The sequence below is a fragment of the Superficieibacter electus genome (assembly GCF_002915575.1).
GTDB lineage: Bacteria > Pseudomonadota > Gammaproteobacteria > Enterobacterales > Enterobacteriaceae > Superficieibacter > Superficieibacter electus.
Genome location: NZ_PQGD01000015.1, coordinates 1 through 15,872, shown reverse-complemented (window position 1 = coordinate 15,872; position 15,872 = coordinate 1). Strand labels below are relative to the sequence as shown.

The following is a 15,872-nucleotide window of genomic DNA, read 5'->3' as shown; positions in this document are numbered from 1 at the left end:
TAAAAATTGGCCCTGGTACAGGCACCTCTCACGCCCGCCGGACGCGAGAGGTGGGGGGGGGTGATTAACCTGTGTTACGCATCCCGGCGGCCACGCCTGCGATGGTAACCATCAGCGCCTGTTCCACGCGGGGATCTGGCTCTTCGCCTTCTTCTTCCGCGCGGCGCGAACGGTGCAGCAGCTCGGCCTGAAGCACGTTCAGCGGATCGGTATACACGTTACGCAGCTGGATGGACTCGGCGATCCACGGTAGATCGGCCATCAGATGCGAATCGTTGGCGATAGCCAGCACGACCTTAATATCATCTTCCAGCAGCGCACGCAGTTCGGTGCCTAAAGGCCAGAGTTCCTTTTTCACCAGCCGCTGATCGTAGTATTCCGCCAGCCACAGGTCGGCTTTGGAATAAACCATTTCCAGCATGCCCAGACGGGTCGAGAAGAACGGCCAGTCGCGACACATCGCTTCCAGTTCGCTCTGCTTGCCGTCTTCCACCACTTTTTGCAGTGCGGCACCGGCACCCAGCCAGGCGGGCAGCATCAGGCGGTTCTGCGTCCAGGCGAAAATCCACGGAATAGCACGCAGCGATTCCACGCCGCCGGTCGGACGACGTTTGGCCGGGCGTGAACCGAGCGGTAGTTTGCCCAGTTCCTGTTCCGGCGTCGCCGAGCGGAAGTAAGGAACAAAATCTTCGTTTTCCCGCACAAAGCCGCGGTACATATCGCAGGAGATGTCAGAAAGCTCATCCATAATATGACGCCATGCCTCTTTCGGCTCCGGTGGCGGCAGCAGGTTAGCTTCCAGAATCGCCCCGGTGTAGAGCGACAGGCTGCTGATGGTGATTTCCGGCAGGCCGTATTTGAAGCGGATCATCTCGCCCTGCTCGGTCACGCGCAGCCCGCCTTTCAGGCTACCCGGCGGTTGAGAGAGCAGTGCCGCGTGGGCTGGCGCGCCGCCGCGACCAATCGAGCCGCCGCGACCGTGGAACAGGGTCAGTTCGATACCCGCTTTTTCGCAGGTCTTAATAAGCGCATCCTGCGCCTGGTACTGCGCCCACGACGCCGCCATAACACCTGCATCTTTTGCTGAGTCAGAATAGCCAATCATGACCATCTGTTTGCCCTGGATAAAGCCGCGATACCAGTCAATATTCAGCAACTGGCTCATCACGTCATTGGCATTGTTCAGGTCGTCCAGCGTTTCAAACAGCGGGGCGACCGGCAGCGCAAAACCGATACCCGCTTCTTTAAGCAGCAGATGAACGGCCAGAACATCGGACGGCGTTTTCGCCATCGAGATAACATAGGCAGCGACGGAACCATACGGCGCTTCGGCGATGACTTTGCAGGTGTCGAGCACCTCGCGGGTCTCTTCGCTCGGCTCCCACTGGCGCGGCAGCAGCGGACGTTTAGAGTTCAGTTCGCGGATCAGAAATGCCTGTTTGTCGGCCTCTGACCAGCTTTCATAGTCGCCAATACCGAGGTAGCGGGTCAGTTCGCCCAGCGCTTCGGTATGGCGAGTACTTTCCTGGCGGATATCAATCCGTACCAGCGGTACGCCGAAACACTTCACGCGTCTTAACGTATCGAGCAATTCGCCGTTGGCGATAATGCCGAGGCCGCAGGCCTGAAGCGATTGATAGCAGGCGTACAGCGGCTCCCATAATTGCTCGTTTTGCGTCAGCAGGCCGGTAGGCTTCGGCAGTTTTTGCCCTTTAAGACGCGCTTCCAGCCAGGTTTGTGTCGCCATTAACTGGCCGCGCAGGTTTTTCAGCAGATAACGGTACGGCTCCTGCGCGCCCGCTTCGCCGACCCGCTCGCGCAGTTCATCGCTGCACTCGACCATCGACAGTTCGGAAATCAACAGCTGAATATCTTTCAGGAAAAGATCGGTGGCTTTCCAGCGGCTTAATAACAACACATGCCGGGAAATATCGGCGGTCACGTTCGGGTTGCCGTCACGGTCGCCGCCCATCCACGAGGTGAAACGCACCGGGACGAAATCCACCGGCAGCCGGTAGCCCAGATGTTCTTCCAGTTGCTCGTTGAGTTCGCGCAGGTAGTTCGGCACGCCTTCCCACAGGCTGTTTTCGACAACGGCAAAACCCCATTTTGCTTCGTCGACCGGGCTGGGGCGATGCTTACGGATTTCATCGGTATGCCATGACTGAGCGATGAGCTGGCGCAGACGGCGCATGAGCTGGTTGCGCTCGTAATCCACCAGGTCGTTGTTATCGAGCTGCTTAAGGCAGGCGTTCACCTCGCCCATTTTATGGATTAGGGTGCGGCGGGTAATTTCCGTCGGGTGCGCGGTCAGCACCAGCTCCAGCGACAGCGATTCGACGGCCTTTTTAATAATCGTCTCGTTCAGTTCCGGCTGGTTTTTCAGTTTCTTCAGGGTGCGGGCAATAATTTCCGGATTGCTGGCACCTTCACCTTTCGGTGAGATGCTGTGATATTGCTCGGCGGTGTTAGCCAGATTCAGAAACTGGCTGAAGGCGCGGGCCACCGGCAACAGCTCGTCATTCGACAGGTTTTGCAGGGTAGTGAGCAACTCCTGGCGGTTAGCCTCATTGCCTGCACGGGAGGATTTAGACAGCTTACGGATGGTCTCTACGCGGTCAAGAATGTTCTCTCCCAGCGCATCTTTGATGGTCTCTCCCAGCAGCTTGCCGAGCATACTGACATTACTACGCAATGCGGAATATTGTTCGTTCATGTTACCCAGACACCCCATTCATTTTATTTTGTTATACCCAATTCTTTGTGAAATGAAGCATCGGGTATATGACTTCGTCTTTTATAAAGCCACGTAAAATCCCTGACGTCAATTGCTGCGAAATCGCTTCAGCAAACGAATAAATCGCCGCAATTTACGAAAGTTAACTTACGGGCAAACTGATAAGTTGTACTTATGTAACCCAACCGATTTGCTCACCTTTTCGCTGCTGTTAATGCCAGCAGAAATGGTGCACGACCTGGGTGATCAGCTCACGCGTCGGCTTGATAAAGCGCGTTTCCAGATATTCATCCGGCTGGTGCGCCTGGTTAATCGAGCCAGGTCCCAGTACCAGCGTCGGGCACAGCGTCTGAATAAACGGCGCTTCGGTACAGTAGTTAACGACGTCCGTCTGCGCGCCGAGCAGTTTCTCGACCACCTGTACCAGCTGGTGATCCGGCGGACATTCGTAACCGGGGATGGGCGGATGCAGTTCTTCCACATTCAGGCGACCAGGCCAGCGCTCGCTGACGGGCGCGAGGGCATCATTCAGCAGGCCGTTTAAATCGTTAAGTGTCATCCCCGGTAGCGGACGAATGTCCATATGCAACTCGCAGCAGGCGCAGATGCGGTTTGCCGCATCGCCGCCGTGAATATGCCCCAGATTCAGCGTCGGATACGGAACGGTGAACGCCTCATAGTGATAGCGCTCTTTCAGGTCGTCGCGTAATTGCATAATGCGCCCGATGGCGTCGTGCATCAGCTCAATGGCATTGACGCCGCGCGCCGGATCGCTGGAGTGGCCGGACTGCCCGAGCACGCGGATCGCATTAGAGATATGCCCTTTGTGTGCGCGCACGGGCTGCAAGGAGGTGGGTTCACCGATGATCGCGCAGTCCGGGCGCAAAGCGGTGGTTTCTGAGAAGTAGCGTGCGCCCGCCATGCTGGTTTCTTCGTCGGCGGTCGCCAGAATATAGAGCGGCTTTTTGAGCTGCGTGACGTCTACATCGCGCAGGGCATCAAGGATAAAGGCGAAGAAGCCTTTCATATCCGCGGTGCCAAGACCGTAGAGTTTGCCTTCATGCTCGGTCAGGGTGAACGGGTCGCGCGTCCAGCGGCCGTCGTCAAAGGGCACCGTATCGGTATGCCCGGCGAGGAGTAGCCCACCCGCGCCATGACCTGTGCTGGCCAGCATATTGAATTTATTACGCGTGCCAGGCACCGGCTGCACTTCAACATTAAATCCCAAATCGCCAAACCAGCCTGCCAGCAGATTGATTAAAGACGCATTACTCTGATCAAGCGATTCTTCCGTCGCGCTGATGGACGGTGTGGCAATCAGGGCGCGGTAAATCTCGATAAATGGTGGTAAGTTCTTTTTCATTGTTGACACGCCTCGGGTCATGATAGTATCAATATTCATGCAGTATTTATGAATAAAAATACATTATCGTTGAGCGTAAGAAAACCCACCGGCTGTAAGGTGATGTTAATACGCTGAACAGGTTTAGGGAGATTCCGGTCTTCCAGGCAAACAAACGAGAAGGTGAACCGCCCCGATGTTAAATACGCTGATTGTGGGTGCCAGTGGTTATGCTGGCGCAGAGCTCGTGACCTATGTAAATCGCCATCCTGATATGACCATAACCGCTTTGACCGTCTCAGCGCAAAGCAATGATGCAGGAAAGTTAATCTCAGATTTGCATCCGCAACTTAAAGGCATCGTCGATCTGCCCTTGCAGCCGATGTCTGATATCAGTAAGTTTAGTGCAGGCGTGGACGTGGTGTTTCTCGCCACCGCTCATGAGGTCAGTCACGATCTGGCTCCGCAGTTTCTGGCGGCGGGATGCGTGGTGTTTGATCTTTCCGGTGCGTTTCGGGTCAACGATCTGGCGTTTTATGAAAAGTATTACGGTTTCACCCACCAGCATCCTGACCTGCTTGAGCAGGCCGTTTACGGGCTGGCAGAATGGAGTACGGGCCGCTTAAAAGACGCTAATCTTATTGCCGTGCCGGGATGCTATCCGACGGCGGCGCAGCTTTCGTTAAAGCCTCTGGTCGATAACAATCTGCTGGAGTTGAATCAGTGGCCGGTGATCAATGCCACCAGTGGCGTCAGCGGAGCGGGGCGCAAGGCGGCTATCTCTAACAGTTTTTGTGAGGTCAGCCTGCAACCTTATGGCATCTTTAATCATCGCCATCACCCGGAAATCAGCACGCATCTTGGTACGGATGTGATCTTTACGCCGCACCTGGGCAGTTTTCCGCGCGGCATTCTGGAAACCATCACCTGCCGCCTGAAGCCTGGCGTAACGCAGCCGCAGGTGGCTGAGGCATTCCGCCAGGCGTATGGCGATAAACCGCTGGTGCGTCTGTATGACAAAGGGGTGCCAGCGCTGAAAAACGTGGTGGGCCTGCCGTTCTGCGATATTGGTTTTGCCGTCCAGGGTGAGCATCTGATTATCGTGGCAGCAGAGGATAATCTGCTGAAAGGCGCGGCGGCGCAGGCGGTGCAGTGCGCAAATATTCGTTTCGGCTTTGCTGAAACTCAGTCTCTTATTTAAGGTGCGATGATGAACCCGTTAATTATCAAACTTGGTGGTGTACTGCTTGATAGCGAAGAGGCGCTGGAGCGTCTGTTTACTGCGCTGGTTAACTATCGTGAGTCGCATCAGCGTCCGCTGATCATCGTCCACGGCGGTGGCTGCGTGGTGGATGAACTGATGAAGCAGCTTAATCTGCCGGTGCAGAAGAAAAATGGTTTGCGCGTCACGCCTGCCGATCAAATCGACATTATTACCGGCGCGCTGGCGGGCACCGCCAATAAAACGCTGCTGGCGTGGGCGAAGAAACATCATATTGCCTCGGTGGGGCTATTTCTGGGCGACGGCGATAGCGTCAAAGTGACCCAGCTTGATGAGGCGCTGGGCCATGTCGGGCTGGCGCAGCCGGGGTCGCCGACACTGATTAACATGTTGCTGGAAGGCGGTTTCCTGCCCGTGGTTAGCTCTATCGGCGTTACCGAAGAAGGGCAACTGATGAACGTCAACGCTGACCAGGCGGCTACCGCGCTGGCGGCAACGCTGGGAGCCGATCTGATCCTGCTTTCTGACGTCAGCGGCATTCTGGACGGCAAAGGGCAGCGCATTGCGGAAATGACCGCCGCGAAAGCGGAGCAGCTTATTGCGCAGGGCATTATTACAGACGGCATGATTGTCAAAGTGAATGCGGCGCTTGATGCGGCACGCACGCTGGGTCGCCCGGTAGATATTGCTTCCTGGCGGCACGCTGAGCAACTGCCAGCGCTGTTTAACGGCACGTCTATTGGTACGCGTATTACAGCGTAATCATATGGTTGCCCGGGAGCGGCTACGCCTGACCCACTCTGTAGGCCGGGTAAGCGCAGCGCCACCCGGCATCAAAAGCGAAGATCACAGGCCGGGCCATCCGGCGGTATTAACGAATAAAGGAAGCATGTTATGGCACTTTGGGGCGGGCGTTTTACCCAGGCAGCGGATCAACGGTTTAAACAGTTCAACGACTCTTTGCGCTTTGACTACCGCCTGGCCGAGCAGGATATTATTGGCTCTGTGGCCTGGTCAAAAGCGCTGGTAACGGTAGGCGTACTCACCGCTGACGAACAGTTACAGCTGGAAGCGGCGCTGAACGTGCTGCTGGAAGAGGTTCGCGGTAATCCTGAACAGATTCTGGAAAGCGATGCGGAAGATATTCATAGCTGGGTAGAAGGCAAGCTGATCGATAAAGTCGGCCAGTTGGGTAAAAAGTTGCACACCGGGCGTAGTCGTAATGATCAGGTCGCCACCGATCTGAAATTGTGGTGCAAGGAGACCGTCAGCGACCTGCTGACCGCCAGCCGTCAGTTGCAGAGCGCGCTGGTCGAGACCGCGCAACACAATCAGGATGCAGTGATGCCGGGCTATACCCATCTCCAGCGTGCGCAGCCGGTGACGTTCGCGCACTGGTGTCTGGCTTATGTTGAAATGCTGGCACGTGATGAAAGCCGTCTTCAGGATGCGCTTAAGCGTCTGGACGTCAGCCCGCTGGGCTGTGGCGCGCTGGCAGGCACTGCCTATGATATCGACCGCGAACAACTGGCGGGATGGCTGGGCTTTGCTTCAGCAACCCGTAACAGTCTGGACAGCGTTTCCGATCGCGATCACGTGCTGGAACTGCTGTCTGACGCGTCTATCGGCATGGTGCATCTTTCCCGCTTCGCAGAAGATCTGATTTTCTTCAATACCGGAGAAGCCGGATTTGTTGAGCTGTCCGATCGCGTAACGTCCGGTTCGTCCCTGATGCCGCAGAAAAAAAACCCGGATGCGCTGGAGCTGATCCGGGGTAAATGTGGCCGCGTGCAGGGCGCGCTGACCGGCATGATGATGACTCTTAAAGGTTTGCCGCTGGCCTATAACAAAGATATGCAGGAAGACAAAGAAGGGCTGTTTGACGCGCTTGATACCTGGCTGGACTGCCTGCATATGGCGACGCTGGTGCTGGACGGTATTCAGGTCAAACGCCCGCGTTGCCAGGAGGCGGCCCAGCAGGGCTATGCCAATGCGACAGAACTGGCGGATTACCTGGTGGCGAAAGGCGTGCCATTCCGCGAAGCCCATCATATCGTCGGTGAAGCCGTGGTTGAGGCCATTCGTCAGGGTAAGCCGCTGGAAGATCTGCCGCTGGCCGATTTGCAAAAATTCAGCCCGGTGATTGACGATGACGTTTATCCGATCCTCGTACTGCAATCCTGTCTCGATAAACGCGCGGCGAAAGGTGGCGTTTCTCCGCAGCAGGTCGCGCAGGCGATTGCGGATGCGCAGGCAAGGCTGGTTTAACGTATATTCTCCCGCTCCAGGCGCAATCCGGTTTCAAACCGGGCTTTTTTACGCAAAAAAAAGCGGACCATCCGGTCCGCAAAAAAATTCACGTTGGCTTTAGGTTCGAGAGAAACTCTCTGAAGGAGCAGTGGCTTCGAGGGTTAAACAAAGTACCGTCTCGCTTCTGGTGACAATTATTGTACAGAGTGCTTGATAGGGATAATCGTTCGTTGCTATTCTATCTATCGCCATGAACTATCGTGGCGATGGAGGATAAAGAATGAATATTCGCGATCTTGAATACCTTGTCGCGCTGGCCGAGCACCGGCATTTCCGTCGGGCCGCCGATTCCTGCCACGTCAGTCAGCCTACGCTGAGCGGACAAATCCGTAAGCTGGAAGACGAGCTGGGCGTAATGCTACTGGAGCGTACCAGCCGTAAAGTGCTGTTCACGCAGGCAGGATTGCTGCTGGTGGACCAGGCGCGTACCGTGCTGCGCGAGGTTAAAGTGCTCAAGGAGATGGCGAGTCAGCAGGGCGAAACCATGTCCGGGCCGCTGCATATTGGTTTGATCCCAACGGTCGGGCCGTATCTGCTGCCGCATATTATTCCGATGCTGCACCAGGCATTTCCTAAGCTGGAAATGTACCTGCACGAAGCGCAGACGCATCAACTGCTGGCGCAGCTCGACAGTGGCAAACTCGACTGTGCGATCCTCGCGCTGGTCAAAGAGAGTGAGTCCTTTATTGAAGTGCCGCTCTTTGATGAACCGATGATGCTGGCGATCTACGAAGATCACCCGTGGGCCGGGCGCGATCGCGTGCCGATGTCGGATCTGGCGGGCGAGAAATTGCTGATGCTGGAAGACGGGCACTGCCTGCGCGATCAGGCGATGGGCTTCTGTTTTGAAGCGGGTGCCGATGAAGATACCCATTTCCGCGCCACCAGTCTGGAAACGCTGCGTAATATGGTCGCGGCGGGAAGCGGCATTACGCTGCTACCGGCGCTCTCCGTTCCGCAGGAACGTCAACGTGATGGCGTGGTGTATCTGCCGTGCATTAAACCGGAACCGCGCCGCACTGTGGGCCTGGTGTACCGGCCAGGGTCGCCGCTACGTAGCCGGTACGAACAGCTGGCGCAGGCCATCCGTGAGAAAATGGATGGCCACTTTGATCAGGCGTTAAAACAGGCGGTTTAAACCGTTCAGCGCCGCTACCCGATAGGCTTCCGCCATGGTCGGATAGTTGAAGGTGGTGTTAACAAAGTATTCAATCGTGTTACCGCCACCTTTCTGCTCCATAATCGCCTGGCCGATGTGAATGATTTCAGCTGCGCGCTCGCCAAAGCAATGAATGCCCAGAATTTCTTTCGTTTCCCGATGAAACAGAATTTTCAGCGTGCCGACGTTCATGCCAACAATCTGTGCCCGCGCCAGATGCTTAAACTGCGCCCGTCCCACTTCGTAGGGCACTTTCATGGCGGTTAACTGCTGTTCGGTTTTGCCGACGGAGCTGATTTCCGGGATGGTATAAATGCCGGTGGGAATATCTTCAATCAGATGGGCAGCAGCTTCGCCTTTACTCATCGCCTGCGCGGCAATACGCCCCTGATCGTACGCAGCAGATGCCAGGCTTGGATAACCAATCACATCGCCGACTGCGTAAATGTGCGGCAATGCGGTCTGGTACATACTGTTGACTTTGAGCTGTCCACGGCTATCCGCTTCAAGGCCAATATTTTCCAGCGATAATGAGTCCGTGTTGCCGGTGCGGCCGTTGGCGTACAGCAGGCAATCTGCTTTCAGCTTTTTGCCGGACTGCAGATGCATGATCACACCGTCTTCCATGCCCTCAATCTTCTCGTACTCTTCGTTATGGCGGATCACCACGCCACTGTTCCAGAAGTGGTAAGAGAGAGAATCTGACATCTCCTGATCGAGAAACGCCAGCAGCCGATCGCGGGTGTTAATCAGATCGACTTTAACGTCCATTCCCCGAAAGATCGACGCATATTCGCAGCCAATTACCCCTGCTCCATAGATAATTACATGGCGTGGTTCATGGTGAAGACTAAGAATGGAGTCGCTGTCATAAATACGCGGGTGGGAAAAATCGACATTAGCCGGGCGATAGGGGCGCGAGCCGCAAGCGATGACAAACTTTTCGGCGGTCAGGGTTTCTACCGAGCCGTCATGACAGGTCAGCGCCAGCGTATGATCGTCAATAAACCGGGCATCGCCCTGCAGGATTTCACAGTGATTACGCTCGTAAAACCCCTGGCGCATGCGCGTTTGCTGATTAATCACGTTATCTGCATGGTTGAGGATATCGGCAAACGAAGAGCGTAAAAGGCGGGAATGGTCACTGTAAAGCGGGTTTTGGTTGAATTCGATGATACGGCTGACGGCGTGGCGGAGGGCTTTCGAGGGGATGGTGCCCCAGTGGGTACAGCCGCCGCCAACATTATGATAGCGCTCGATAACGGCGACGCGCGCACCCTGTTTGACCAGTCCCATTGCAGCGCCTTCGCCGCCGGGGCCGGACCCGATAACAATGGCATCATAATCCCAGGAATGTGGCATGGTATGACTCACCTGTTTTTATACACAAAATAAACATGATGATAACATTTGCCGCGCTTTAACCCAATTATCGTTGTGCTTTTTTTCTGCAATAAAGCAGAAACAGCTGGTAAACAATCATTCACAACCTGCGCAGACAGATCCGTTTTGATCTCTGGTATAGTGCTTTCTGGGCCTTTGGAAGGATTCAGACATCGTGATGGGCGTTAGAGCGCAACAAAAAGAGAAAACCCGGCGTTCGCTGGTGGAAGCGGCATTTAGTCAACTCAGCGCGGAGCGGAGTTTTGCCAGCCTGAGCCTGCGTGAAGTGGCGCGCGAAGCGGGGATTGCCCCGACGTCGTTTTATCGCCATTTTCGGGATGTTGATGAGCTTGGCCTGACGATGGTCGATGAGAGTGGTTTGATGCTGCGCCAGTTGATGCGCCAGGCGCGCCAGCGTATTGCTAAAGGTGGCAGCGTGATCCGCACCTCGGTCTCAACATTTATGGAGTTTATCGGCAACAATCCCAACGCTTTTCGGCTGCTTTTGCGCGAGCGTTCAGGGACGTCAAGCGCGTTTCGCGCTGCGGTGGCGCGCGAGATCCAGCACTTCATCGCCGAGCTTGCTGACTATCTGGAACTTGAGAGTCATATGCCCCGCGCCTTTACGGAAGCCCAGGCGGAAGCGATGGTGACTATCGTGTTTAGTGCAGGGGCCGAAGCGCTGGACGTCAGCGTGGAGCAGCGCCGACAACTGGAGGAGCGGCTGGTATTGCAGTTGCGGATGATCTCTAAAGGCGCTTATTACTGGTATCGTCGGGAGCAGGAAAAACCGACTCAACTTGCTGAGGAGAAAGAAAGGTAATGAAACAGACCGTTCAGGATCGAGGTACGTTGTTGCTGGCACTGATCGCTGGCTTATCCGTTAATGGCACATTTGCGGCGCTGTTCAGTTCCATCGTGCCGTTCTCCGTATTTCCTGTTATCTCACTGGTGCTGACGGTCTATTGTTTGCATCAGCGTTACCAGAATCGCACTATGCCTGTGGGCTTACCAGGCCTGGCTGCCGGCTGTTTTATCCTCGGCATTTTGCTCTATAGCACGGTGGTACGCGCAGAATATCCGGCCATTGGCTCTAACTTCCTGCCAGCGGTATTGTCGGTGATTCTGGTGTTCTGGGTAGGGTTCCGGATGCGTAATCGTAAGCAGGAACTGTCGGAATAGGCTGGCGGTTTTCTGACGGCGCAGCGCCGTTGTGCCCGGTGGCGCTTTGCTTGCCCGGCCTATAATATATTGCTATATCAACGTGTTGAGCGTAGTTTTCCGCCCGTGCAGGCACAGTGGACGGGTTTACTTGCGCGTCAGCAGCACGCCGCATTCCATATGATGGGTGTACGGGAACTGATCGAACAGCGCCAGCCGTTCCACTTTGTGCGTCTGGCTCAGGTTTTCGAGGTTCTTACACAGCGTCTCCGGGTTACAGGAGATGTACAAAATACGTGGGTATGCCTGCACCATTTTTTCGGTGTCACTGTCCAGCCCGCTGCGCGGCGGATCGACAAAAATCGTCTCGCACTGATAGCTTTTCAGATCAATGCCCTGCAAGCGGTTAAAGTCACGCACGCCGTTCATCGCCTGGGTGAACTCTTCTGCCGCCATACGAATAATTTGCACGTTATCAATATGATTAGCGCTGATATTGTACTGCGCGGCGGCGACGGACGGTTTGGCGATTTCAGTCGCTAATACACGGTCGAAATTGCGCGCCAGCGCCAGCGAGAAGTTGCCGTTGCCACAGTACAGTTCCAGCAAATCACCGGTTGAATTTTGCGTCGCGTCCAGCGCCCATTCAAGCATCTGGATATTCATCGCGGCGTTCGGTTGCGTGAAACTGTTTTCGACCTGACGGTAAATCATTTCACGACCGCCAACCGGCAGACGTTCGTCGATATAATCCTGGTCCAGTTCGATCTTGGTTTTGGTCGCCCGGCCAATCAGATGCACGTTCAGATTTTGCGCGCGCAGGGCATCGCGTAGCGCTTCCGCCTCCTGACGCCACTCATCATCCAGCTTTTTATGGTACAGCAGACTGACTACGGCCTGGTTACTCAGGGTAGTGAGGTAGTCGATCTGAAAAAGCTTATGACGCAGCACGCGGTTATCCCGCACGCCTTCAATCATGGCGCTCATCAACGCATTAATCAGTTCGCTGGCTGCCGGGAAGCGGTCAACGCGAATGCGGCTTTTCGTCTGCTGATCGAACATGATGTGATAAAGGTCGTCGCCATCATGCCAGATGCGGAACTCAGCGCGCATACGATAGTGGCTGACCGGCGAGCGGAACACTTCCGGAACCGGCGCGGCAAACGGCGTCATCATACTTTGCAGGCGGACGACCTTTTCTGCCAGTTGCGCGTCGTACTGTTCTGTCGGGAGATGTTCGGGGGTCATGATGCGTCCTGAGTGAGAAAGAATTACGCGGGGATTGTAGGGATTGTGCCGGGGATGTCCAGACTTTATCAGTCATAGCAGTATGGACATCTATACGTGTCTAATTGTAGCATTCTGTTTCCGGTCTCCTGTGAGTGAAAAGGGAATCCAGTGGAAATCTGGAGCTGACGCGCAGCGGTAAAGACTGGCGGGATGAAATCTACAGACACTGCGTTACGACGTGGGAAGTCTTCATCTGTATAACGCCACCCAGCCCGAAGACCTGCCGGGATCACGTCGCATTTGGTTTCATCATCGCGTGCTATAGATGAGGCCTGCGGCATCCTTTTGGATAGTGTGGATGCTTTTACAATGATTAAAAAAGTTTCGCTGCTGACGGCGTGTTCCGTCACGGCATTTTCCGGCTGGGCGCAGGATAGCAATCCGGACACCCTGGTCGTCACAGCAAGTCGATTTGAACAGCCGGTGAATACTGTTCTGGCCCCGGTGAGCGTGGTGACGCGTCAGGATATCGATCGCTGGCAATCCACTTCGGTGATTGATGTGATGCGTCGCTTGCCAGGGGTGGATGTCGCGCAAAACGGCGGTATCGGGCAACTCTCTTCTCTTTTTATTCGTGGCACGAATTCCAGCCATGTACTCATTCTGGTCGACGGCATTCGTCTTAATCAGGCGGGCGTTAGCGGCTCGTCAGACTTAAGTCAGTTCCCGGTGTCGCTGGTACAGCGTATTGAGTATATTCGCGGCCCACGTTCGGCGATTTATGGCTCGGATGCGATCGGCGGGGTAGTGAATATCATCACTACGCGTGAGAAAGACGGCACAACGCTCAATGCTGGCGTCGGGTCGCACGGTTATCAAAATTACGGTGGCAGTACCCAACAAACGCTGGGGGAAAACACGCGTGTGACGCTGGCAGGCGATTACACCTATACCAAAGGTTTTGACGTGGTTGCCGATGGCAACAACGGCGGGTTAGCGCAGACCGATGGCGACGGCTATATGAACAAGACGCTGTATGGTGCGCTTGAACATGATTTCTCCGAACAGTGGACCGGATTCGTGCGTGGATACGGCTACGATAACCGTACCGCCTACGATGGTTACTACAGTTCGTTTACCCCTGACGTACTGGTGGACACTCGTCAGCTTTATAGCCAGACGTGGAATGCCGGGCTGCGTTTCAATCAGGATATTTTCCATTCCCAGCTCTATTCTGGTTACAGCCATAGCAAGGATTACAACTACGATCCTCATCTGGGACGCTATGATTCTTCCGCTACGCTGGATGAAATCAAACAGTACAACGTGCAGTGGACGAACTCCGTTGATATCGGGCATGGGAACGTGGGCGCTGGCGTTGACTGGCAAAAACAAAGCACGGAGCCGGGTACCAACTATGTGACCAATGGCTACGACCTGCGTAATACCGGGATCTATCTGACGGGTCTGCAACAGGTAGCGGACTTCACTTTTGAAGGCGCTGCCCGTAGCGATGACAACTCGCAGTTTGGCCAACATGAAACCTGGCAGGGCAGTGCGGCGTGGGAATTCATCGAAGGCTATCGTTTTGTTGCTTCGTACGGCACTGCGTTTAAAGCGCCGAACCTTGGTCAGCTTTATGGCTTCTACGGCAATAAAAATCTCGATCCTGAAGAGAGCAAACAGTGGGAAGGCGCGTTTGAAGGCCTGACGGCTGGGGTAAACTGGCGTATCTCAGGTTATCGTAATGATGTTGATAATCTTATCGACTATGACGATCAACTGATGAAGTATTACAACGTCGGGAAAGCGCGTATTAAGGGGGTTGAAGCCACGGCGACCTTTGATACGGGTCCGGTAACGCACAATATTGGGTATGACTACGTCGATGCCCGCAATGCCCGCACCGATCAGCCGCTGGCGCGTCGGGCAAAGCAGCAGGTTAAATATCAACTCGACACGCAAGTCTATGATTTTGACTGGAGCCTGACGTATCACTACCTCGGAACGCGTTATGATGCCGACTATAACGCTTACCCGACTCGCACGGTTAAAATGGGCGGGGTAAGTTTGTGGGATGCGGCGGTTTCATATCCAGTCACCTCACACCTGACAGTTCGTGGTAAAATAGCCAACCTGTTCGATAAAGATTACGAGACAGTTTATGGCTACCAAACTGCAGGACGGGAATACAACTTGTCTGGCAGCTACACCTTCTGACCCACGACCCACCGTGCTGGTGTTTGATTCCGGCGTCGGTGGGTTGTCGGTTTATGACGAGATCCGGCATCTCCTGCCGGACCTTCACTATATCTACGTGTTTGATAATGTCGCCTTTCCTTATGGCGAGAAGAGTGAAGCCTTTATCGTTGAGCGCGTGCGTGAGATCGTGACCGCAGTCCAGAAGCGTTATCCGCTGGCGCTGGCGGTCATTGCCTGTAACTCGGCCAGCACCGTTTCACTACCTGCCCTGCGTGAAAAATTTACTTTCCCGGTCGTCGGCGTGGTTCCGGCAATTAAGCCCGCCGCCCGCTTAACGGCGAACGGTATTGTGGGCTTGCTGGCGACGCGCGGTACGGTGAAGCGTCCTTATACGCATGAGCTTATCGCCCGCTTCGCCAACGAATGTAAAATCGAAATGCTGGGTTCAGCAGAGCTGGTGGAACTGGCGGAGGCCAAACTTCACGGTAATCCTGTTCCTTTAGAAGAACTGCGGCGAATTTTACGCCCGTGGCTGCGAATGCCAGAGCCGCCGGACACGGTCGTGCTGGGCTGCACGCACTTTCCATTATTACAGGAAGAGTTATCGCAGGTGCTGCCGGAAGGCACGCGTCTGATCGATTCTGGCGCGGCGATTGCCCGCCGCACGGCCTGGCTGCTGGAGCATGAAGCGCCCGATGCTAAATCAACTGACGCTAATATTGCTTTTTGTATGGCGCTGACACCCGCGGCGGAACAATTATTGCCCGTTTTACAGCGATACGGCTTTGGAACGCTCGAAAAACTGGCAGTTTAAGGGCGTTTTGCATAAAAAAGAGACGGTTGAAAAGTTTTTTGAAAAGAGGGCTTGTCAACGCCGAAGAACTCCCTATAATGCGCCTCCACTGACACGGAACAACGGCTTACAGCCCGCCGGGTCAGCGGGGTTCAACGATGAACACCGGCAGAGAAAAGCGAAAATAAACGCTTGACTCTGAATGAGGAAAACGTATTATACGGGACCTCGCGACAGAGCGCTGAAGCGCGTCGCAACTGCTCTTTAACAATTTATCAGACAATCTGTGTGGGCACTCAAAGTGACATGGATTCTTAAATGTCTTCGGACAAA

At 54.8% G+C, this 15,872-nt stretch carries 12 protein-coding genes and 1 riboswitch; of the genes, 8 read left to right on the top strand and 4 right to left on the bottom strand.

The genetic code is table 11. The annotated features are described in order from the left end of the window. Window positions 1-64 precede the first annotated feature (64 nt). Together ppc and argE are read right to left on the bottom strand one after the other, a co-directional pair. Window positions 65-2,716, bottom strand: coding sequence for a phosphoenolpyruvate carboxylase (gene ppc, locus CHU32_RS18150; RefSeq protein ID WP_103676868.1), 2,652 nt, complete (start codon window positions 2,714-2,716; stop codon window positions 65-67). Between the two features lie 232 nt (window positions 2,717-2,948). Next, complete coding sequence (gene argE, locus CHU32_RS18145; protein ID WP_103676869.1) at window positions 2,949-4,100, bottom strand: acetylornithine deacetylase; 1,152 nt, start codon at window positions 4,098-4,100, stop codon at window positions 2,949-2,951. 175 nt (window positions 4,101-4,275) lie between these two features. Here argE and argC point away from each other — a divergent pair, with 175 nt between their 5' ends. The 4 genes from argC (at window position 4,276) to oxyR (ending at window position 8,749) form a co-directional block, all read left to right on the top strand. Beyond that, window positions 4,276-5,280, top strand: coding sequence for an N-acetyl-gamma-glutamyl-phosphate reductase (gene argC / locus CHU32_RS18140; RefSeq protein ID WP_103676870.1), 1,005 nt, complete (start codon window positions 4,276-4,278; stop codon window positions 5,278-5,280). Between the two features lie 6 nt (window positions 5,281-5,286). After that, window positions 5,287-6,063 carry an acetylglutamate kinase gene (gene argB, locus CHU32_RS18135; protein WP_103676871.1) on the top strand — a complete coding sequence of 259 codons (777 nt, stop codon included), beginning with the start codon at window positions 5,287-5,289 and terminating at the stop codon, window positions 6,061-6,063. A gap of 132 nt (window positions 6,064-6,195) precedes the next feature. After that, a complete protein-coding gene (argH, locus tag CHU32_RS18130) occupies window positions 6,196-7,569 on the top strand; it encodes an argininosuccinate lyase (RefSeq protein ID WP_103676872.1) in 1,374 nt (457 codons plus the stop codon). Window positions 7,570-7,831: 262 nt separating this feature from the next. Next, a complete protein-coding gene (oxyR, locus tag CHU32_RS18120) occupies window positions 7,832-8,749 on the top strand; it encodes a DNA-binding transcriptional regulator OxyR (RefSeq protein WP_103676873.1) in 918 nt (305 codons plus the stop codon). On the opposite strand, the gene sthA is transcribed toward oxyR, so the two are convergent. Then, complete coding sequence (sthA, locus tag CHU32_RS18115; protein WP_103676874.1) at window positions 8,732-10,132, bottom strand: Si-specific NAD(P)(+) transhydrogenase; 1,401 nt, start codon at window positions 10,130-10,132, stop codon at window positions 8,732-8,734. The genes oxyR and sthA overlap by 18 nt on opposite strands. Window positions 10,133-10,328: 196 nt before the next feature. Between sthA and fabR the strand changes: the two genes are divergently transcribed. Both fabR and CHU32_RS18105 read left to right on the top strand, forming a co-directional pair. Beyond that, on the top strand, window positions 10,329-10,976 hold the full coding sequence (gene fabR, locus CHU32_RS18110) for an HTH-type transcriptional repressor FabR (protein ID WP_103676875.1): 648 nt from the start codon (window positions 10,329-10,331) through the stop codon (window positions 10,974-10,976). After that, entirely contained in the window at window positions 10,976-11,335 is a 360-nt protein-coding gene (locus tag CHU32_RS18105; protein ID WP_103676876.1) for a YijD family membrane protein, read from the top strand. The genes fabR and CHU32_RS18105 overlap by 1 nt, the downstream gene beginning before the upstream one ends. A 126-nt stretch (window positions 11,336-11,461) precedes the next feature. Here CHU32_RS18105 and trmA read toward each other — a convergent pair whose 3' ends face one another. Beyond that, on the bottom strand, window positions 11,462-12,562 hold the full coding sequence (trmA, locus tag CHU32_RS18100) for a tRNA (uridine(54)-C5)-methyltransferase TrmA (RefSeq protein ID WP_103676877.1): 1,101 nt from the start codon (window positions 12,560-12,562) through the stop codon (window positions 11,462-11,464). A gap of 104 nt (window positions 12,563-12,666) precedes the next feature. Next, window positions 12,667-12,846, top strand: a riboswitch (cobalamin riboswitch). A 67-nt stretch (window positions 12,847-12,913) separates the two neighbouring features. On the opposite strand from trmA, the gene btuB reads away from it, so the two are divergent. Further along, window positions 12,914-14,764: a TonB-dependent vitamin B12 receptor BtuB gene (gene btuB, locus CHU32_RS18095; RefSeq protein ID WP_103676878.1), complete on the top strand. Its 1,851-nt coding sequence runs from the start codon at window positions 12,914-12,916 to the stop codon at window positions 14,762-14,764. Then, entirely contained in the window at window positions 14,709-15,560 is an 852-nt protein-coding gene (gene murI / locus CHU32_RS18090) for a glutamate racemase (protein ID WP_103676879.1), read from the top strand. The genes btuB and murI overlap by 56 nt, the downstream gene beginning before the upstream one ends. Window positions 15,561-15,872: the final 312 nt, after the last annotated feature.